This window comes from Yersinia massiliensis CCUG 53443, assembly GCF_000312485.1.
GTDB lineage: Bacteria > Pseudomonadota > Gammaproteobacteria > Enterobacterales > Enterobacteriaceae > Yersinia > Yersinia massiliensis.
The window spans coordinates 180,188-200,486 of sequence record NZ_HE997646.1; the positions used below are offsets into that span (position 1 = coordinate 180,188).

Sequence of the window (20,299 nt, forward strand, 5' to 3'; positions counted from 1 at the left end):
AAACTTCAATATCGCGTTGATACTGCCAAAACCCAATATTGCGTTAAGTGAATTAATCCGCTTCAAGCACCAGCTCTTCCGGCCACGCATGGATCACAGCTTTGACTAAGGTTGCCAATGGGATAGCAAAGAACACGCCCCAAAAGCCCCATAACCCGCCAAACACAATCACCGACAGAATAATCACCAATGGATGCAGGTTAACAGCTTCAGAGAACAATACCGGCACCAATAGGTTGCCATCTAACCCCTGCACCACAAGATAGGCGACAAAAAGGGTCCAAAAGTCCGCACCCAGCCCCCATTGGAATAACGCGACTAACACCACCGGAATAGTTACGATCACTGCGCCAATGTACGGGATCAGTACCGAGAAGCCGACTAACACGGCCAATAACAGCGCATAATTCATGCCCATAACAAAGAACACTAAATACGTGGCAACGCCAACAACAACCATTTCGACGACTTTGCCACGAATGTAATTAGTGATCTGCTGGTTCATTTCCAACCAGACTTGCCCAGCAAGGCCACGATTGCGCGGCAAAACACGGCGCACGGCATTCAGCATCTGCTCTTTGTCTTTGAGCAGGAAAAACAGCATCAGCGGCACCAAAATCAAATAGATTGCCAGCGTCAGTAAGCCAATGAGTGAAGCCACCGAGAATTTAACCACCGATTCACCCATACCCGACATTTTGGTGCGCAGGTTTTCTGCCATCATATCGACAATCCCGGCATCGACCAGTGCGGGATAGCGTGAAGGCAGGGTTTGGGCAAATGCATTGAATTTATTCAGCATTTTCGGCATGTCAGAGATGAGATTATTGCCCTGCTGCCAAACTGTCGGTGCCACAACAAACACCGCTAATAACGTGATGCCGCCAAAAACGACAAGGACAAGGGTGGCAGCCCAGAGACGTGAGCACCCTAAACGCTGTAACCGCGCGGTTGGCCATTCGAGTAGATACGCCAAGACAATAGCCGCCAACAGTGGGGCCAAAATACCGCTGAAAAAGTAGAGAATGACGAACCCAGCCAACAGAATAACCAGTAATGCGATCACCTGCGGGTCGGTAAAGCGCCGACGATACCATTGTAACAACAGCTCTAGCATCCGAAATTGCTCCTTAAGCACCATGAGGAATCCATCATTTGGTGGATCCCTTTAACCGCCTCCGCGAATCAGAGGCACAACCCGAAGGTAAAATTGATGTATCGGCACGTCCATAGCGCCACTGCATTGGTATCCATTAAGCTATAACTATTTCTTTATAATCGCAGGCTGGCTAAGATAGATACGTGTCTCAGCAATGGATGCTGAAGTTAGCTTTCGACAGATTTGATGCTATTTTTGTGATCTAACTCGCTTTCGTGATGATTGTACTGGAGAGCAGAGCAAGGAAGAAGAACTCTTACACATCTCGGGGTCTAATTGTCATTACATTAGCAGGGGCAGCTTCAGTTATGACGTATCGGTTTACTAAAACAAGTCGGTTTACTAAAACAAGTCGGTTTACTCAAGCAAGTCGGTTTACTCAACGTCGTCAGTTGATGAAAACAGGCCGTTTTAATACCGCTGGCCGGTTAAGTAAGACCGTGATCGCAACATTGCTCAGCAGCTTGTTGCTCACCAGCTCGATACCGGCCAAGGCTGAGACACAAGACCTGTTGCCCGACATTGGCACGTCAGCTGGGGCCACGCTGAGCATTGATCAGGAACTGGAGATGGGTGATTTTTATCTCCGCCAAATTCGCGCCAGTACCCCACTGATTTATGATCCATTGCTGACGCAATATATTAACGCACTGGGTAATCGGCTAGTTGCGAATGCCAACTCAGTGCGCACCCCATTCCATTTTTATCTGGTCAATAACAACCAACTTAATGCCTATGCCTTCTTTGGCGGGAACGTAGTGCTCCACTCCGTGCTCTTCCGATATACCGATAACGAAAGTGAGTTGGCATCGGTTCTTGCCCATGAAATATCGCATGTCACTCAGCGTCATCTGGCGCGAGCAATGGAAGAGCAAAAGCGTTTGGCTCCCCTAACATGGGCTGGGGTATTAGGCTCAATTCTGTTGACGATGGCTAGCCCACAAGCGGGTATGGCAGGGTTGACGGGGACATTAGCCGGTGCTCAACAAGGGGTTATCAGCTTTACTCAGGGTAATGAGCAAGAGGCAGACCGGATTGGTATTCAAGTGCTGCAACGTTCAGGCTTTGATCCGCAAGCCATGCCTAATTTTCTGCAAAAACTATCCGATCAGGCGCGATATACATCAAAACCACCCGAAATGTTGCTAACGCACCCTTTACCCGATAGCCGTTTGTCTGATGCCCGTAACCGTGCGAATCAGATGAAGCCGCACCCTATCGCTTCATCGCAAGATTATCTATTCGCCAAAGTTCGTATTTTGGGTATGTACGGTTCCACGGAGAATAATTTAACGTCCGACCTGCTCGAAACATTAAGTAAAGGCACGGTGCGCGAACAATTAGCTGCGAAATACGGCCAAGCGATTTTGCTGTATCAAGCCAAAAAATACGACGAAGCCCGCAATCAATTGCAACCACTGTTGACCCAGCAACCGGGCAATATTTGGTTCCTCGATCTGATGACGGATATCGATTTAGGGCAAAACAAAGCACCTGCCGCGATTGCCCGTTTGCAAGCCGCCATCGCAAAGCAAAATGATGAACCGGTACTGCAATTGAATCTGGCTAACGCCTATGTTCAAGGCGGTCAGCCCGCCGAGGCTATCAAGATCCTGCGCCGGTATACCTTCAGTAACCCTAATGATCCCAATGGTTGGGATTTATTAGCGCAAGCGGCGGCGGCATTGGGCCTACGTGATCAGGAACTAGCAGCACGAGCGGAAAGTTTGGCATTAAATGGTAAACTGACGCAGGCAATCGGTCTGCTGAGCGATGCTAGCGCACGAATGAAATTGGGGAGTCTTGAACAGGCACGTTATGACGCTCGCATCGACCAGTTGCGTCAATTAAATGAGCGCTTCCGTAAATACCAGAAATCCTGATGAGCTAAGGTTTGTTTGCTGACTTATCGGCAGCCCATGGTCAGCTCAAGACATGAGTCTATGGACAGTTGCAAGGAAAGTTACGATGAAAGAAGTCACGTTTTACCATAACCCTCGTTGTTCCAAAAGCCGCGAAACACTGGCGCTTGTTGAACAGCAAGGCATCAAGCCGCAGGTCGTGCTGTATTTAGAAACTCCACCGTCAGTGGCAGCACTGAAAACGTTGTTACAGCAGTTGGGTTTTACCGACGCTCGGCAATTAATGCGCACCAAAGAAGACTTGTATAAAACGCTCAATCTGGCAGATGCCGCACTGACACAAGATCAGTTATTGCAGGCCATGAGTGACAATCCTAAGCTGATCGAGCGCCCTATCGTGGTATCTCACGGCAAAGCACGCATTGGCCGCCCGCCTGAGCAAGTACTTGAGATTTTGCAGTAAAGTGGTCAAAACGAAGTCGATACCCCCTACCAGCTCTGCGCTGTGGGGGTTATAGCCCGAGGATCTCTTTCACAAAAGGGATCGTCAGCTTACGTTGGGCGGTAATAGAGGCACGATCAAGCTGATCCAGCGTCATAAACAGTGTGCGCATTTCTCTATCCAGCCGTTTGAGCAAAAAACGGCCCACATCTTCCGGTAACTCGAACCCACGCAATTTGGCGCGCAGTTGCAAAGCCTGCAGTTTTTCATCATCAGAGAGCGGCTGCAATTTGTAGATCTGTCCCCAATCGAGGCGAGAGGCCAAATCCGGTAGACCGAGATTAAGCTGGCGTGGCGGGCGATCACCCGTAATCAACAAACGAGTACGACCGGTTTCTACAATGCGGTTATAGAGATTAAACATCGCCATTTCCCACTGCTCATCACCCGCAATACACTCGATATTATCAATGCAGACCAGCGCGAGCTGCTCCATGCCATCGAGCACTTCTGGGACAAAATAGGCGCGTTTATCCAGCGGAACATAACCGACAGCTTCGCCTTTTTGCGATAACTCCGCACATGCAGCATGTAATAGATGGCTGCGGCCCCCGCCTTCGCGTGACCAGAAATAGATATAACTGCCGTGAGATTGATGAACAGCGGATTGGATAGCCGCTAATAGCGACGGGTTCTCACCCGGATAAAAACTGGCAAAAGTTTCATCATCGGGAAGATAAAGTGGCAGTGAAAGCTGTGCCGGCGTATTCAGAAAAGCACCTCAACCAACAAAACGGGCGGGAAAACAGGGCAAGCTTACCACAAAAAGTAACAACAGCATAAAAACCTAATCTGAGGCAAAAAACTGGCCGAACCGGCGCAGATGGGACTCGCCATGATTCTCCATCAGCAACAGCGGCTCGACCAGATCTCAGGTTCTATCGAGTAGACTCATCTTCCACGGCATCCAGAATTTCTTCTTCCGTGTGGAACAAGCTGATCACTTTGAACAGCAAGCTCAAGCCGATACCCACAACAGTCGCCAGCGCCATGCCTTTCAATTCAGTCGCGCCAATGTTCACTTTCGCGCCACTGACGCCGATAATCAGGATAACAGAGGTTAAAATCAGGTTTTGTGCCTTGTTGTAGTCCACTTTTGACTCGATCAACACACGAATACCTGACGCGGCGATCACGCCGTACAACAGCAGTGAGACACCGCCCATGACAGGCACCGGTACCGCCTGAATGGCCGCAGCAAGTTTACCGACGCATGACAGCAGTATTGCCAGAATCGCCGCACCACCGATCACCCAAGTACTGTAAACACGGGTGATGGCCATCACACCGATATTTTCACCATAGGTAGTGTTAGGTGTAGAGCCGAAGAAACCGGAAATCACGGTAGAAATACCGTTGGCAAACATGGAGCGATGCAGGCCTGGGTCGCGAACCAAATCTTTCTTCACGATATTGGCCGTGACGACCAAATGCCCAATATGCTCAGCAATCACGACCAGCGCAGCAGGCAAGATAGTCAAAATGGCGAACCATTCAAAACGCGGGGTATAAAACGTCGGTAATGCCAGCCAATGGGCATCACTAATCGGTTTTAAATCAACAACACCCATCACGAATGACAAGGCATAACCGACCAATACACCAATCAGAATAGGGATAATGGCGAAGAAGCCACGGAACAGCACCGAACCTAAAATGGTCACACCCAAGGTGGTCATTGAAATGATGATGGTTGTGGAGTCTACCGTCACCCCTTGCGCCGGTAATAAGCCCGCCATACCGGCAGCAACGCCCGCTAATTCAAGGCCGATAACGGCGACAATCGCCCCCATCGCTGCGGGCGGGAAGAGGACATTCAGCCATCCCGTACCGGCTTTTTTAACGATCAGTGCGACCAAGCAGAACAGCACGCCACACATGATAAAGCCGCCCAGTGCAACTTCATAACCTAAAGGTAATAGCAGTAAGACGGGTGAGATAAACGCAAAACTTGACCCCAAATAAGCCGGAATCTTGCCTTTACAGATGAAAAGATAAAGCAACGTCCCGATGCCGTTAAACAGCAGCACCGTCGCCGGGTTAATTTTAAACAGGATAGGAACTAAAACAGTGGCACCGAACATAGCGAACAAATGTTGAAAACTCAGGGGGATCGTTTGGAGCAGCGGTGGACGCTCGCTGACGCCAATGGTGCGACGGCTCATTCTTCTATCCTCTTCAATGGTGTGGTTTATGCTAAAAGTTATTCAAAAAAAAGCCGACTATCGAGTCGGCTATCTATAAGGTTATTTAGTTCCAAAAATCTTATCACCGGCATCACCCAACCCTGGGATGATGTAGCCGTGTTCGTTCAAGCCCTGATCGACGGAAGCAGTGTAGACCTCAACATCTGGATGGGCAGCTTCTAATGCTTTTAGACCTTCTGGTGCCGCAACCAATACCAAGACTTTGATGCTCTGGCAGCCTGCTTTTTTCAGCAGATCAATGGTCGCAATCATCGACCCACCAGTTGCCAACATCGGGTCAACGACTAAAGCCATGCGCTCATTGATATTGGAAACTAATTTTTGGAAGTAAGGGACTGGCTTCAGTGTTTCTTCATCACGATAAACACCGACTACGCTGATACGGGCGCTCGGAACATTTTCCAACACCCCTTCCATCATGCCCAGACCGGCACGCAGAATTGGCACAACAGTGATTTTCTTACCTTTAATCTGTTCAACTTCAACCGGCCCGTTCCAACCTTCGATGGTCACTTTTTCAGTTTCCAAATCAGCGGTTGCCACGTAAGTCAGCAAACTCCCCACTTCAGACGCTAACTCGCGAAAACGCTTGGTACTCACATCATTCTCACGCATCAAACCAAGTTTATGTTTTACAAGTGGGTGTTTCACCTCAACGATCTTCATTATTTTTCTCCTGGTTAGGCGACTGGCGGCCAAAAAAATCGCGAGATTATACCGCCTTTTTTTTTGAACGCCACAATGAATAGCCTGATTCAGATCAATAGAAAATCAATATTATGTCAAGCGCGCTAAAAATCAGCCTGATGTCATAAGCTACTCGCAAACGTTTGCCTGCGCTGTTAGAATTGTCGCGTTTTCTTCCTATACCCAAAGTAATTGGAATGGCAAATAGGCCGCTAACGCGCCTGTGGCCTCAAATACCAAGGGAAAAAGCTCAAACAGCTAACCGCCGTGGGGACCTCGCTGTGACCAACAAAACCTCTCTCAGCTATAAAGACGCAGGTGTAGATATCGATGCCGGCAATGACCTTGTTGATCGCATAAAAGGTGTGGTTAAACAGACCCGCCGCCCAGAAGTGATGGGTGGATTGGGCGGGTTCGGTGCCCTGTGCGCTTTGCCACAAAAATACCGTGAACCCATTTTAGTTTCAGGCACCGATGGCGTCGGCACTAAGCTACGTCTGGCGATGGACCTGAAACGCCACGATACCATTGGTATCGACTTAGTGGCCATGTGTGTCAACGATCTGGTTGTTCAAGGCGCTGAACCACTGTTCTTCCTCGATTACTTCGCGACCGGCAAACTGGATGTAGAGACTGCCGCCAGTGTCATTACCGGTATCGCCGAAGGGTGTAAACAATCAGGTTGTGCACTGGTCGGGGGCGAAACTGCCGAAATGCCGGGCATGTACCACGGCGAAGATTATGACGTTGCAGGCTTCTGTGTTGGCGTAGTCGAAAAATCTGAAATCATCGATGGCACTAAAGTGACCCCAGGTGATGTGCTGGTGGCCTTAGGGGCGAGCGGTCCACACTCCAATGGCTATTCGTTGGTGCGCAAAATTTTGGAAGTCAGCAATACCAACCCAGAGCAGACGCAATTGGAAGGTAAATCACTGGCTGATCATTTGCTGGAACCGACCAAAATCTACGTAAAATCCATTCTTAGCTTGATTGAACAGCTTGATGACATTCATGCGATTGCTCACCTGACCGGTGGCGGCTTCTGGGAGAATATCCCACGCGTCTTACCGCAAGGTACCCAAGCGGTTATCGATGAAAACAGTTGGCAGTGGCCTGCGGTATTCAGTTGGCTACAGCAAGCGGGGAATGTCAGCCGTCACGAAATGTACCGTACCTTTAACTGTGGTGTCGGTATGGTGGTTGCTCTTCCGGCGGAACTGGCCGATAAAGCCGTTGAGTTGCTGACCGCATCAGGTGAAAAAGCGTGGAAAATCGGTGTCATCGCTGCTGCCGCGGAAGGCGCAGAGCAGGTCATCATTAATTCATAAGCTGGTTGATCAGACATAGCGCTATTTTTTGATCTCAACATTGACGCCAAAGGTATATGAAAAAAATCGTCGTCCTGATCTCCGGTCAGGGAAGCAATCTGCAAGCACTGATCGATGCCCAGCAACAAGGGCGCATGTCAGGTCAGATTTGTGCTGTGTTCAGCAATAACGCTGAGGCTTATGGGTTAGAACGAGCTGAACTGGCTGGGATTGCGCATCATGCTTTAGACGCTAAAGCCTATGCAGATCGCGCCAGTTTCGATGCCGCCTTGGCCCAAGCTATCGACCAATACCAGCCTGACTTACTGGTACTGGCCGGTTATATGCGTATTCTCAGCCCCGCTTTTGTGCAGCACTATGCTGGAAGGATGTTGAATATCCACCCTTCTCTGCTGCCAAAATACCCTGGCCTACACACTCATCGCCAAGCGCTGGAAAACGGCGATCAGGAGCACGGCACCTCTGTGCATTTTGTGACTGAAGAGCTAGATGGCGGCCCCGTGATTCTGCAGGCTAAAGTCCCGATTTTCAGTGATGATACCGAAGACGATGTCGTCGAGAGAGTGCAGACTCAGGAGCACAGCATCTATCCATTGGTCGTCGGCTGGTTTGCGGATGGCCGACTGACCATGCGTGATAACACGGCTTGGTTGGATGGTGAATGTTTACCGGTTCAGGGCTACGCGGCTGAATAATCAGGTTAATACGTAAACAATTCATGCATTGATGAAAAGCGCTACCGTCTTCCGGTCAGCGCTTTTTTTATTCATCCGGCTGATGCCAAGTCACTGCTTCCCCCCTGCAACTTTACGAGTGAAGAGTATATAATCGTGGGTGACAGCAACCGCTGCCGCCACAAAAGGAAAACACATGTCTACCACCAGCAGCGTCCGTTTACGCCCACTTGAACGGGATGATCTGCCGTTTGTTCATCAGTTAGATAACAATGCCAGCGTCATGCGTTATTGGTTTGAAGAACCTTATGAAGCATTTGTCGAACTCTCTGACCTGTACGATAAACATATTCATGACCAGAGCGAACGCCGCTTTATTATCGAAAGTCAGGGCGCAAAAGTGGGTTTGGTCGAGTTAGTAGAAATTAACCATATTCATCGCCGTGCTGAGTTCCAGATTATTATCGACCCGGCTCATCAAGGGAAAGGTCATGCGGGAACAGCCGCAAAACTGGCGATGGAGTACGGTTTTTCTGTACTGAATTTGTACAAACTTTATCTCATCGTCGATAAAGAAAATAAAAAAGCTATCCATATCTACAGCAAGTTGGGTTTTGAAGTGGAAGGTGAGTTGAAGCAAGAGTTCTTTATCAATGGTGAATACCGTACCGTCATCCGTATGTGCATTTTTCAGCCACAATATTTGGCTAAATATAAAACGCCATCGATAAAGAATGCTTAACCTACTTCTATGGGGCTTCGCCGCCCCAATAATGTAGTGCAACCCAATGTAATGCAAACCAATGTAGTGCAAACCAATACAGTGCTAATGGCGGTTAACCATATCGCCCAGTAATATAATCTTCCGTGCGGCGTTGATGAGGTGAGGTAAACAAAGCGTCAGTATCGTTATATTCCACCAAACGCCCCTGATGGATAAAGGCGGTATAATCGGATACACGTGCCGCCTGCTGCATATTATGTGTCACTAATACCACCGTATATTGCTGTTTTAGCGTGGTGATCAGTTCTTCAATGGTCAGCGTTGAGATAGGGTCAAGAGCCGAGGTTGGCTCATCGAGCAGTAACACTTCCGGCTCAATGGCGATGGCTCTGGCGATGACCAAGCGTTGCTGTTGGCCGCTAGAAAGGCGAAATGCATTTTCCCGCAACCGGTCTTTCACTTCATGCCACAAAGCCGCGGCTCGCAGTGAACGCTCGACAGCATCATCCAGCACCCGACGATCACGAATACCCTGTAAGCGCAAGCCATAGACCACATTTTCATAAATTGATTTTGGGAATGGATTAGGACGCTGGAAGACCATGCCAACTCGCCGGCGCAATGCCGCAACATCGATACTTTTACCCGTGATAGCCTCATCACCCAAATGGATATCACCTTCAAGACGGCAGTTATCCAGCAAATCATTCATGCGGTTAAAACAGCGCAGCAAGGTTGACTTACCACAGCCAGACGGGCCGATCAGTGCGGTCACACGGTGCTTAGGCACATTAAATGAAATATCGTGCAGCACTTGCTTGTCGCCATAGAATAAATTGAGCTTGTCGACCGCCAAGGCGGTTTGCTCACGGGTCAATTGCTGCACATCCAATAGTGGCAGCGCATCCGGCATCAACAGTCCCATCGTTCATCCTGCGGGTTAAAAAGGACAATCACAGCATTAAACCTCGATATTTTTCGCGCAAATGATGGCGAATACCGATTGCCGCTAAATTAAGGCCAACCACGATAATCACCAACAGCAATGCGATGGCGAAGACTAATGGGCGAGCCGCTTCGACATTGGGGCTTTGGAACGCCATATCGTATATCTGGAAGCTCAAGTGCATAAATTTACGTTCTAAATGCAGGAACGGAAAGATGCCATCCACCGGCAAGAGTGGCGCTGACTTTACCACGCCCACCAACATCAGCGGTGCGGTTTCTCCGGCGGCCCGCGCTACAGCTAAAATAAGCCCCGTGATCATCGCCGGAGCCGCCATGGGCAACACAATATGCCACAAGGTTTCAGCTTTGCTGGCCCCCAGCGCTTGCGAGCCTTGCCGTAAACTGGCAGGGATGCGAGATAACCCTTCTTCGGTGGCGACTATCACCACTGGCAGTGTCAAAAGGGCTAACGTCAATGCCGCCCACAACACCCCTGGCGTACCAAAGGTGGGGTTAGGTAGCGCCTCCGGATAAAACAGTTTATCCAGTGAACCGCCGATAAAATAAACGAAGAAACCGAGGCCAAATACCCCATAGACAATCGATGGCACACCGGCCAGATTCACCACAGAAACGCGGATCATGCGAGTCAGCCAGTTTTTCCCCGCATATTCATGTAAATACACCGCTGCAATCACCCCTAACGGCATGACGACGATGGACATCAGTATCACCATCAATACCGTGCCAAAGATTGCGGGGAACACGCCGCCTTCATTACTGGCGTTGCGCGGATTATCGCTCAAGAAATGCTTAACTTGCGCCAACCAGTGGCTCAGTTTTTGCCCAAAAGTCATGTTATTGGGATACCAAGCACGGTTGATTTGGCTGAGTGACAAGGGATGAATTTGCCCGTTCATATCCCTCAATAACAAGGTATAGCGGTCTTGCTCACTTTGCAGGCTGCGCAGTTTCTCCATCATCGCTTGATGGCGTCGTTGCAGTTCCCCCCATTCAGCTTCGATACTGTCTTGTGAATGACCATCGAGCGAACCGGTCATTTCTAAGCGTTTTTTCTGTAACCGTAGCGCTTCAAACTGCTGATTAAGCATATTCATTTGGCGGAACTGGATATCTTTTGACTGCCGGACCAACCCTTGGATGATGGGGATGCGTTTTTGCAGCTCTTGCGCCAAATTATCCCCCACCAATGGCTGGGTGTTATCCAGCATCCCGGCGAGAAAACCATATGCCATGCCATTATTTTGCCGATCCAGCACCAACAAATCTTTCGGTTGCGTACGCTGTTGAATATCGCTGTCGAGCAACCGATGAAAATCTTGCCCCTGAATTTCCCGATTGCCGGTTTTAATCAGATAACGGGTCACGGTCTCACCGGCCTGCGGCGGTAAAATCATCCCTGCTTGTTCAAGTTGCTGGCGCGGTAGCGATTGCTGCTGATAAATTTCGCCAATCACGCTGACGGGGCCAGCTCCAGTTTGCTTCAGTTCAAAGAGATAGACCGGCGCAGGCCAAAAATAGCGCATCCCCTGCCCAGCCAATAATAAAACGACGCCCAGTAAAGCCAACAAGCTAATACTGACGGCACCGGCGGTTAGCCAGATCCACGGCGAACCGGAGGCAAACCATTTTTTGGTCGCACCTGTCGTCATCACGCCGTTCGCTCCATCTGATATCGTTCACGCAGCCGTAACCGAATGGCTTCTGCGAGTGTATTCACTAAAAAAGTGAAGCAAAATAGCACCAATGCCGTCAAAAACAGCACGCGATAATGCCCGCTCCCCATCACGGCCTCTGGCATTTCGATGGCAATATTCGCCGCCATCGCGCGTAGCCCCTGAAAAATGCTGCCATCAATAATCGGTGTGTTGCCCGTCGCCATCAAGACAATCATCGTCTCACCGACGGCGCGACCAAAACCAATCATTAGCGCAGAGAAAATACCGGCGAAAGCAGAGGGGAACACCACCCGAACTAAGGTCTGCCAAGGGGTCGCCCCTAACGCCAATGATCCTTGACTTAATGACGGTGGCACACTGAATAAAGCATCTTCCGCCAGCGAAAAAATGATCGGCACTAAGGCAAAACCCATGGCGACACCCACCACCAGCGCATTGCGTTGGTCATAGTTGTCCCCCAACCATTCATGCAACGGCAGCCCCAGAGTCCACACCGCCAGTGGCGGCCCCAGCCACAAGGCTAGCCAGCCAGTGACTATGATAACCGGTAATAACACCATCACATCCCAACCGGTAGGCAGTCGCCATTGCATTTTTTCCGCTATGCGCGCGCTCCCCCAGCCACATAGCAAGATAGTCAGCGCTAACAACACAGGCAGCAATAAGATCCCCGCCAGATAATGTTCAATCACCGGCGCCAGCCAAATCCCTGCTATCAAACCAATCACGACGGTAGGGAATGCCCCCATCATCTCAATGGCCGGTTTCACCACGCGCCGTAAACCTGCCGACATGAAATAGGCGGTATAAATGGCACCGGCTAACGCCAGTGGAACGGCAAATAGCATGGCGTAACTGGCTGCTTTTAAGGTGCCGAAGATAATGGGGACTAAGCTGAATTTGGCTTGATAGCTCTCTTCAGCCGAACTCGATTGCCACACATACGCAGGCTCAGGGTAATTTTCATACCACACTCGCTGCCATAAGCTGTGCCAACTGATATCTGGATAGCGATTATCTACCCGATAAGTAGACCAACCGGTGCTATCTTCCACCAGCAGGTTATCGCCCCAAGAAGAAAAGGCAGCATGGGTGATGCCATCGGGCATTTTTTGTTGCAACAAAGGGGCTGATTGGATGCTGGAGAAAAGAGATAGCTCACCTTTTGGCGATACCGATGCAAAAACCCGACGCATATTTTCAGTCGCCACTAAGCCTTTACCTGCTGAAGTGAAGCTGCGAATACGCGTTAAATGGAAGGCGTTATCTTGTTCTTTACGGACATCAAACCACAACGTCAGTTGACCCTCTGGTGATTGCACCAGCAGTGATTTCCCCCCCGACAGCAAAGAAAGGGTTAGCGGCCCGTCAGCAGTGTCTTTATCACCGCGTAGCGATACCACCTCTCGCAATGTTAAATCCCTACCGAACTGATAAACGTATAATTGGTTGCCGGATAAGAGATAGAGCAAACGCCCATCGGGGGTCAGGAGCAGTTGTTCTGCTTGAGGTACATCAACGAGTTCAGTAACTTGCTGCCCTTGAGCAGTAAAATTGCCCGCCAGCAAGCGACCATCATCAGTTATAGCCGCAATCGAAAATTGTTGTGGCTGCGGTTCAGCCAGCGCCAGATGGTGCAAATTCTGGGCTTTCAAATCCATAAAACGCGGTTGCTCACCCAACGGAAATTGCCAACGCGGCGGCATGGCCGAAAAATCAGGTTGCAGTAAAAGAAGCCGGCCGTGACTCAAGCCCACGCCATAAAGGGATTGCCCCCCTGCCATGCGGCTGATGGATACCGGTGAGGGTGATAGTGCCCGTTCGCTGATAACCCCCCCAGCTGGAGAATCGCCTTGGGGATTAAGCCGAATAAAGTACCCCTTACCCTGATTATCAATGCGATAACCGATATTCCCTTGAGTATCAACGCCAAGTGCAAGGGTGGGAGCACTGCGCTCAACCGCAAACTGCTGGTCGGCACTTATCGCCGCAGGCTTAAACAGGGGGAAAACCACATACAGCAAATAGACGAAAATCAGCATCAGTGTCAGCAATACCAGCATGCCACTGCCTGTGACGACCATGCGCACCAAACGATCAATGACAGCGCGGCGCTTATCTCTCCCTGATTGTGTCATTACGCCTTCCTGCTGCCGCATTTTGATAGCCCCATGCCTTTTCGCAATACTTGCCTATTTTATCAATTCAATTGTCCGCTGTGTGACTAACATAGCGCCAGATGACCGGGCATTTTATGTCACTTTTATGGCATTTGCATGACAATGTTTCTCTACCCAACATCTTTCAAACAACAAAGATGTTGGCTACGCTCATGGTTAAGCGCCTCTCTCTGATTCGCTTTTTTGCCAGACGGCTATCAATCGCTTTCCTGCATTTTGAAATCAATGAGATATGTGACGAAAGAATAAAGTTAACGAATGATATCTGTTGGACTTTCTTGTCAATCTTTCGCAATAATGTTGATGGACACTAAATACTCCCACAATAATCTTACTGGAGTTGCAATGGGTCAGGAAAAGCTCTACATCGAGAAAGAACTCAGCTGGTTAGCGTTTAATGAGCGGGTATTGCAGGAAGCAGCTGATAAGAGCAATCCACTCATCGAGCGGATGCGGTTCCTTGGCATTTACTCCAATAATCTGGATGAATTCTATAAAGTCCGTTTCGCGGATCTAAAGCGCCGTATCTTGATCAGCGAAGAGCAAGGCTCTGCGGTGACTTCGCGCCATTTGCTGAAAAAAATTCAAAGCAAAGTGGTGAAGGCCGATCAAGAATTTGACGGGCTGTATAATGACCTATTGCTGGAGATGGCCCGTAATCAGATCTTCCTGATTAATGAGCGGCAAATTTCTGAAAATCAGCAAATCTGGTTGAAGCAATATTTTAAGCAGCATCTGCGCCAACACATCACGCCGATACTGATCAATCATGACACCAATTTGGTGCAGTTTTTAAAAGACGATTACACCTATTTGGCCGTGGAAATTATTCGAGGCCAAGACATCGCCTATGCTCTGTTGGAAATTCCGTCGGATAAAGTCCCCCGCTTTGTTAATCTGCCGCCGGAAGCCCCTCGCCGCCGTAAACCAATGATATTACTAGATAACATCTTGCGATATTGCCTCGATGAAATTTTCAAAGGTTTCTTCGATTACGACGCGCTCAATGCCTATTCCATGAAAATGACCCGTGATGCCGAATATGATTTGGTCACGGAAATGGAATCGAGCTTGCTGGAACTGATGTCCTCTAGCTTAAAACAGCGCCTCACCGCCGAGCCGGTGCGCTTTGTTTATCAGCGTGACATGCCTGATGAAATGGTTGAGCTGCTGCGCGGTAAGTTGGGTATCTCTAACGATGATTCCGTGATTGCGGGTGGTCGTTACCACAATTTCAAAGACTTTATCAGCTTCCCCAATGTCGGCAAAAGTAATCTGGTGAACAAACCGATGCCGCGCCTGCGTCATATTTGGTTTGACAAATTCCGTAACGGCTTTGATGCCATTCGTGAACAAGATGTGCTGCTCTATTATCCGTATCACACCTTTGAGCACGTGTTGGAATTACTGCGCCAAGCCTCCTTCGATCCGAGCGTTCTGGCGATTAAAATCAATATTTATCGGGTCGCCAAAGATTCTCGCATTATCGAATCGATGATCCACGCCGCCCATAATGGCAAGAAAGTTACCGTGGTGGTGGAGTTACAAGCACGTTTCGATGAAGAAGCAAATATTCATTGGGCCAAAAGCCTGACCGCTGCCGGTGTACACGTTATTTTCTCCGCGCCGGGTCTGAAGATTCACGCCAAGTTATTCCTTATCTCCCGCCTTGAAGGGGATGAGATCGTGCGTTATGCCCATATCGGTACTGGTAACTTTAATGAAAAAACCGCGCGGATTTATACCGACTATTCATTACTGACGGCCGATGCACGTATCACCAATGAAGTGCGGCGGGTGTTTAACTTTATCGAGAACCCTTACCGTCCGGTGAAATTCGATAATCTGATGGTATCGCCGCAAAACTCGCGCATCATGCTTTATCAATTGATCGATCAGGAAATCATCCATGCACAGGCAGGCGAAAGTGCGGGGATTACCCTGAAGATTAATAATTTAGTGGATAAAGGCTTAGTAGATAGGTTATATAGCGCGTCCAGTGCGGGGGTGAAGGTCCGTCTATTGGTGCGTGGCATGTGTTCGCTCATCCCTAATATGCCGGGGATCAGCGATAATATTCAGGTCACTAGCATCGTAGATCGCTTCTTAGAGCATGATCGGGTGTACGTTTTTGAGAACAAAGGCGACAAACTGGTGTATCTCTCTTCTGCGGACTGGATGACACGTAATATTGATTACCGCATCGAAGTGGCGGTTTCATTGCTCGATCCGAGATTAAAACAACGGGTGCTTGATATTTTAGAGCTGTTATTCAATGACACGGTGAAAGCCCGTTATATTGATAAAGAACTGAGTAATCGGTATGTACCGCGTGGCAATAGGCGCAAGGTACGTGCACAGATTGCCATCTATGATTATTTAAAAGCGCTGGAACAACCAGAGCAGTAAGGCGAAAACTATGCCGCTAACCAATAACTCGACTAACACCAAACCGCAGGAAATTGCGGCTATCGACTTGGGATCTAACAGTTTCCATATGGTGATCGCCCGCGTCGTCAACGGCGCGTTGCAGGTTTTAGGTCGCCTCAAGCAGCGGGTGCATCTCGCTGATGGCCTGGATAGCAACAATAAGCTGAGCGAAGAAGCCATCGAACGGGGTCTGGCCTGTCTGGCCTTGTTTGCTGAGCGTTTACAGGGCTTTTCACCGGATAACGTTTGTATCGTCGGCACCCATTCATTGCGCCAAGCGGTGAATGCCGAAACCTTCCTCAAGCGGGCAGCCGAAGTCATTCCTTATCCGATCGAAATTATTTCCGGTCAGGAAGAAGCACGTCTGATTTTTATGGGCGTCGAACACACCCAGCCGGAGAAAGGTCGTAAGTTGGTCATTGATATTGGTGGAGGTTCTACTGAGTTAGTGATTGGTGAAGACTTTGAACCCCTGTTGGTTGAAAGCCGCCGCATGGGCTGCGTCAGTTTTGCTCAACAGTTTTTCCCGCATGGTGAAATCAGCAAAACGAATTTCAAACGCGCACGTTTAGCCGCCGCACAAAAGCTGGAAAACTTGGCATGGCAATACCGTATCCAAGGCTGGCAGTATGCGCTTGGCGCATCGGGTACCATTAAAGCGACCCACGAAGTGTTGGTCGAGATGGGCGAGAAAGATGGCTTGATCACCCCTGAGCGTCTAGAAATGTTGGTGGAGCAAGTGCTGCAATTCAAACATTTCACCGCGCTGAGTTTGCCGGGACTATCGGAAGATCGTCAAGCCGTCTTTGTCCCTGGCTTGGCGATTCTGTGCGGCGTATTTGATGCATTAGCCATCAAAGAATTACGGCTATCCGATGGCGCATTACGTGAGGGCGTGCTCTATGAGATGGAGGGCCGTTTCCGCCATCAAGATATTCGCCAGCGCACCGCAAAAAGTTTGGCTGAGCACTATAATATTGACCGTGAGCAGGCTCGCCGCGTGTTGGAAACCACCGAGCAGCTTTATACGCAGTGGTTGGCGCAGAATACCAAGCTCGTGCAACCGCAGCTTGAAGCGTTGCTAAGATGGGCAGCAATGCTGCATGAAGTGGGCTTGAGCATTAATCACAGCGGGATGCACCGTCATTCAGCCTATATTCTGCAAAACACCAACTTACCGGGCTTCAACCAAGAGCAGCAATTGCTGCTAGCGACGTTGGTTCGCATGCATCGTAAAGGCATTAAGTTGGATGAACTGCCGCGCTTGAATTTATTCAAGAAAAAATATTATTTGCCGTTAATTCAATTATTGCGTTTGAGTACCTTGCTCAATAACCAGCGCCAGTCGACGACGACGCCAGAAAGTCTGCGTTTGATAACCGATGATAGCCACTGGACATTGCGTTTCCCTGCGGGTTATTTGACGCAAAACAGTTTGGTGCAACTGGATTTTGAGCGTGAGCAAGCCTATTGGGATGATGTGGTGGGTTGGAAGCTGATTATCGAAGAAGAAGAAGACGAGACGCCAGCAGAGACTCACGACGACGCAGCACCGGCTGCGTAAATGAGTACAGCAAGGCAGCAAAATGAGTGAATCCCGATGAGCTGACATCAGTCAGTGATTCGGGTGACAAATCTGTCGGGAACAGATTTGAACGCTGCTTGCAGCAGCCTCGAAGAGGTGAGGCCCAGGGATGGGACGAATAAATGAGTGCAGCTAACACCGCTGCAACGCCAAGTACGCAGAGTCTTGCCCAAAGTAATTGGTGTTGCAGCAAGGCAGCAAATGAGTGAATCCCGATGAGCTGACATCAGTCAGTGATTCGGGTGAATGAGTGCAGCTAACACCGCTGCAACGCCAAGTACGCAGGGAAAACATGAAACGAAGACCCTCCACACAGCTAACAAAAATAATCCTACTGGTGAGCTTCCTCATCCTGTTTGGGCGCTTATTGTATGCGGCAGTCGCCTCGCTTTCTCACCATCAGGAACGCCGGCAACTGCAACAAGTTGAACTGTCTGTGGAAGGTGAACCTGCTGGCCCTCACGAGACTGATCTTAGCCCCTAACGGTTAACGCACAAGTCCCCAATCTGCTGAGCACAGATCTGAACGCGGCTTGCAGTAGCCCCATTGACGGGGCGAGTAAATGAGTGCAGCGAACACCGTTGCCACACCAAGTACAAAGGGTCATTTTCGAATCAAGGACATACCATGCCAGTACCCATAATACCTGCGCCACTTTCTGCGGTAATAAAGAATAAAACGAAAAATAATGCAAAAAAACTGGCAGAAATACGAAACCGGATACTGACCCTTTTACTGAACGATAAAGCCTTGGTTGACGGTATTCTTGGGCGTCAGGAAGAACGGGATAAAATCAGTGATGAGCAGCTTTCAGCTCAAACAGCGGAAATCAAAAAGCTGCTTGATGACCTGCACGCAGCCGACTTAGCAGACTTACTCGAAGCACTACCCAATGACGAACGTTTGGCGTTGTGGCGCTTAGTCAAAAACGAGAAGCGTGGGCAAACGTTAGTTGAAGTCTCTGAGACGGTGTGGGACACCCTGATCACTGAGATGAGCGATAAAGACTTGCTCAAAGCGATGCGCACATTACACGTTGATGAGCAGGCGTATCTCGCCGAGTACCTGCCCCGTAACTTAATGGGCCGGTTGCTCACCTCACTGGACCCCGATCAACGCGCTCGTGTACGGGAAATCATCCAGTATGGCCGCGATACTGTCGGCCAGATGATGGACTTTGAGTTAGTGACGATACGGGCCGATGTCACGTTGGCAACGGTACAACGCTATTTGCGCTATCGGAAAAACATTCCCGATGCCACAGATAAGCTCTTCGTCATTGACCGCAAAAATACCTTACTCGGTGAATTGTCACTCACCACCATTTTGCTTAACGCGCCAAGTACCAAAGTGTTTGAAGTGATGGACAGCAACCCGACCACGTTCCAACCCGAACAGAAAGCGGAAGACGCGGCGGGTGCGTTTGAACGTTATGACTTAATCAGTGCCGCCGTGATTGACGCCAAAGGCAAGCTGATGGGCCGTCTGACCATCGAAGAGATTGTTGACGTCGTTAACGAAGAGAGCGACACCACGTTAAGACGCATGGGGGGCTTGAGCCCTGAAGAGGATGTGTTCTCCCCTGTTGGCCGCGCGGTTCGTACCCGTTGGTCATGGCTGGCGATTAACCTTTGTACGGCATTTGTTGCCTCGCGTGTTATCGGCTTATTCGAAGATACTATTTCGCAATTAGTCGCACTGGCCGCCTTAATGCCGATAGTGGCTGGCATTGGCGGTAACACCGGTAATCAGACCATCACCATGATTGTTCGAGCCTTAGCACTGCATCATATTCAGCAAGGCAATGTGACCTTCCTGATGCTAAGAGAGCTCGGCGTGGCCCTCATTAATGGCCTGATCTGGGGCGGTATTATGGGGGCAGTGACTTATCTGCTCTATGACGATGCGGCCATGGGCGGCGTCATGACACTAGCCATGATACTGAACCTGCTAATGGCGGCATTAATGGGCGTCATTATACCGATGACCATGGCCCGATTAGGCCGAGATCCTGCGCTCGGATCCAGTGTGATGATCACGGCGATTACAGATACTGGCGGCTTTTTCATCTTTTTGGGGCTTGCCACCATATTCTTAGTCTGATGATTATGATAGAAAACAATTAATTAATCGTTGCCCAATAGAACAAGCAACACTCTGCGGTGGGTTATCTATACTAAACTTTTGACCGCTATCGTTTGAGTGATTGCCGTTTTGATTGATTGAGGCATTGCGAGATTGCCTTGTTAAGTGATGAGCGTATTAAAAAGGCAGCGATTTTATGTGATGGGGTTTTCTCATCATAAACAGCA

Annotated in this window: 16 protein-coding genes; 9 read left to right on the top strand and 7 right to left on the bottom strand. The window is 49.4% G+C overall.

Going from position 1 to position 20,299, the window contains the following annotated elements; all coding sequences use genetic code 11:
- Nucleotides 1–52: 52 nt before the first annotated feature.
- Entirely contained in the window at nt 53–1,117 is a 1,065-nt protein-coding gene (locus tag BN68_RS15605) for an AI-2E family transporter (RefSeq protein WP_019212101.1), read from the bottom strand.
- A 437-nt stretch (nt 1,118–1,554) separates the two neighbouring features.
- On the opposite strand from BN68_RS15605, the gene bepA reads away from it, so the two are divergent.
- A complete protein-coding gene (gene bepA, locus BN68_RS15610; RefSeq protein WP_042806854.1) occupies nt 1,555–3,042 on the top strand; it encodes a beta-barrel assembly-enhancing protease in 1,488 nt (495 codons plus the stop codon).
- A gap of 85 nt (nt 3,043–3,127) precedes the next feature.
- The gene (gene arsC, locus BN68_RS15615; RefSeq protein WP_019212103.1) at nt 3,128–3,484 is read left to right on the top strand and encodes an arsenate reductase (glutaredoxin); all 357 of its coding nucleotides are present in this window, start codon (nt 3,128–3,130) and stop codon (nt 3,482–3,484) included.
- Between the two features lie 49 nt (nt 3,485–3,533).
- On the opposite strand, the gene hda is transcribed toward arsC, so the two are convergent.
- From hda to upp, 3 genes are all read right to left on the bottom strand, one after another.
- Nucleotides 3,534–4,235 (bottom strand): DnaA inactivator Hda, encoded by a 702-nt coding sequence (hda, locus tag BN68_RS15620; RefSeq protein ID WP_042806855.1) that lies wholly within the window; start codon nt 4,233–4,235, stop codon nt 3,534–3,536.
- A gap of 166 nt (nt 4,236–4,401) precedes the next feature.
- Nucleotides 4,402–5,688 carry a uracil permease gene (uraA, locus tag BN68_RS15625; RefSeq protein ID WP_019212105.1) on the bottom strand — a complete coding sequence of 429 codons (1,287 nt, stop codon included), beginning with the start codon at nt 5,686–5,688 and terminating at the stop codon, nt 4,402–4,404.
- A gap of 81 nt (nt 5,689–5,769) precedes the next feature.
- Nucleotides 5,770–6,396: a uracil phosphoribosyltransferase gene (upp, locus tag BN68_RS15630; RefSeq protein ID WP_019212106.1), complete on the bottom strand. Its 627-nt coding sequence runs from the start codon at nt 6,394–6,396 to the stop codon at nt 5,770–5,772.
- A 302-nt stretch (nt 6,397–6,698) separates the two neighbouring features.
- On the opposite strand from upp, the gene purM reads away from it, so the two are divergent.
- From purM to speG, 3 genes are all read left to right on the top strand, one after another.
- The gene (gene purM / locus BN68_RS15635) at nt 6,699–7,745 is read left to right on the top strand and encodes a phosphoribosylformylglycinamidine cyclo-ligase (protein ID WP_019212107.1); all 1,047 of its coding nucleotides are present in this window, start codon (nt 6,699–6,701) and stop codon (nt 7,743–7,745) included.
- A gap of 56 nt (nt 7,746–7,801) precedes the next feature.
- Nucleotides 7,802–8,440, top strand: coding sequence for a phosphoribosylglycinamide formyltransferase (purN, locus tag BN68_RS15640; protein ID WP_019212108.1), 639 nt, complete (start codon nt 7,802–7,804; stop codon nt 8,438–8,440).
- 175 nt (nt 8,441–8,615) lie between these two features.
- Nucleotides 8,616–9,161 carry a spermidine N1-acetyltransferase gene (gene speG, locus BN68_RS15645; protein WP_019212109.1) on the top strand — a complete coding sequence of 182 codons (546 nt, stop codon included), beginning with the start codon at nt 8,616–8,618 and terminating at the stop codon, nt 9,159–9,161.
- 94 nt (nt 9,162–9,255) lie between these two features.
- Here the strand turns inward: speG and pstB are convergent, their stop codons facing one another.
- Genes pstB through BN68_RS15660 form a run of 3 tightly spaced genes read right to left on the bottom strand, consistent with a single transcriptional unit; the run spans nt 9,256 to nt 13,950 of the window.
- Nucleotides 9,256–10,068 (bottom strand): phosphate ABC transporter ATP-binding protein PstB, encoded by an 813-nt coding sequence (gene pstB, locus BN68_RS15650; protein WP_019212110.1) that lies wholly within the window; start codon nt 10,066–10,068, stop codon nt 9,256–9,258.
- Nucleotides 10,069–10,096: 28 nt separating this feature from the next.
- A complete protein-coding gene (gene pstA / locus BN68_RS15655) occupies nt 10,097–11,764 on the bottom strand; it encodes a phosphate ABC transporter permease PstA (protein ID WP_019212111.1) in 1,668 nt (555 codons plus the stop codon).
- Nucleotides 11,764–13,950, bottom strand: a complete 2,187-nt coding sequence (locus tag BN68_RS15660; protein ID WP_019212112.1) for an ABC transporter permease subunit — start codon at nt 13,948–13,950, stop codon at nt 11,764–11,766. The genes pstA and BN68_RS15660 overlap by 1 nt, the downstream gene beginning before the upstream one ends.
- A 366-nt stretch (nt 13,951–14,316) precedes the next feature.
- On the opposite strand from BN68_RS15660, the gene ppk1 reads away from it, so the two are divergent.
- The 4 genes from ppk1 to mgtE all read left to right on the top strand — a co-directional run bounded on the left by ppk1 (nt 14,317) and on the right by mgtE (nt 20,090).
- Entirely contained in the window at nt 14,317–16,380 is a 2,064-nt protein-coding gene (gene ppk1, locus BN68_RS15665) for a polyphosphate kinase 1 (protein WP_019212113.1), read from the top strand.
- 10 nt (nt 16,381–16,390) lie between these two features.
- On the top strand, nt 16,391–17,965 hold the full coding sequence (gene ppx / locus BN68_RS15670; RefSeq protein WP_019212114.1) for an exopolyphosphatase: 1,575 nt from the start codon (nt 16,391–16,393) through the stop codon (nt 17,963–17,965).
- Between the two features lie 313 nt (nt 17,966–18,278).
- Nucleotides 18,279–18,470, top strand: a complete 192-nt coding sequence (locus BN68_RS15680; RefSeq protein WP_042806858.1) for a YfgG family protein — start codon at nt 18,279–18,281, stop codon at nt 18,468–18,470.
- A 144-nt stretch (nt 18,471–18,614) separates the two neighbouring features.
- Nucleotides 18,615–20,090, top strand: a complete 1,476-nt coding sequence (gene mgtE / locus BN68_RS15685) for a magnesium transporter (protein ID WP_019212115.1) — start codon at nt 18,615–18,617, stop codon at nt 20,088–20,090.
- Nucleotides 20,091–20,299 lie beyond the last annotated feature (209 nt).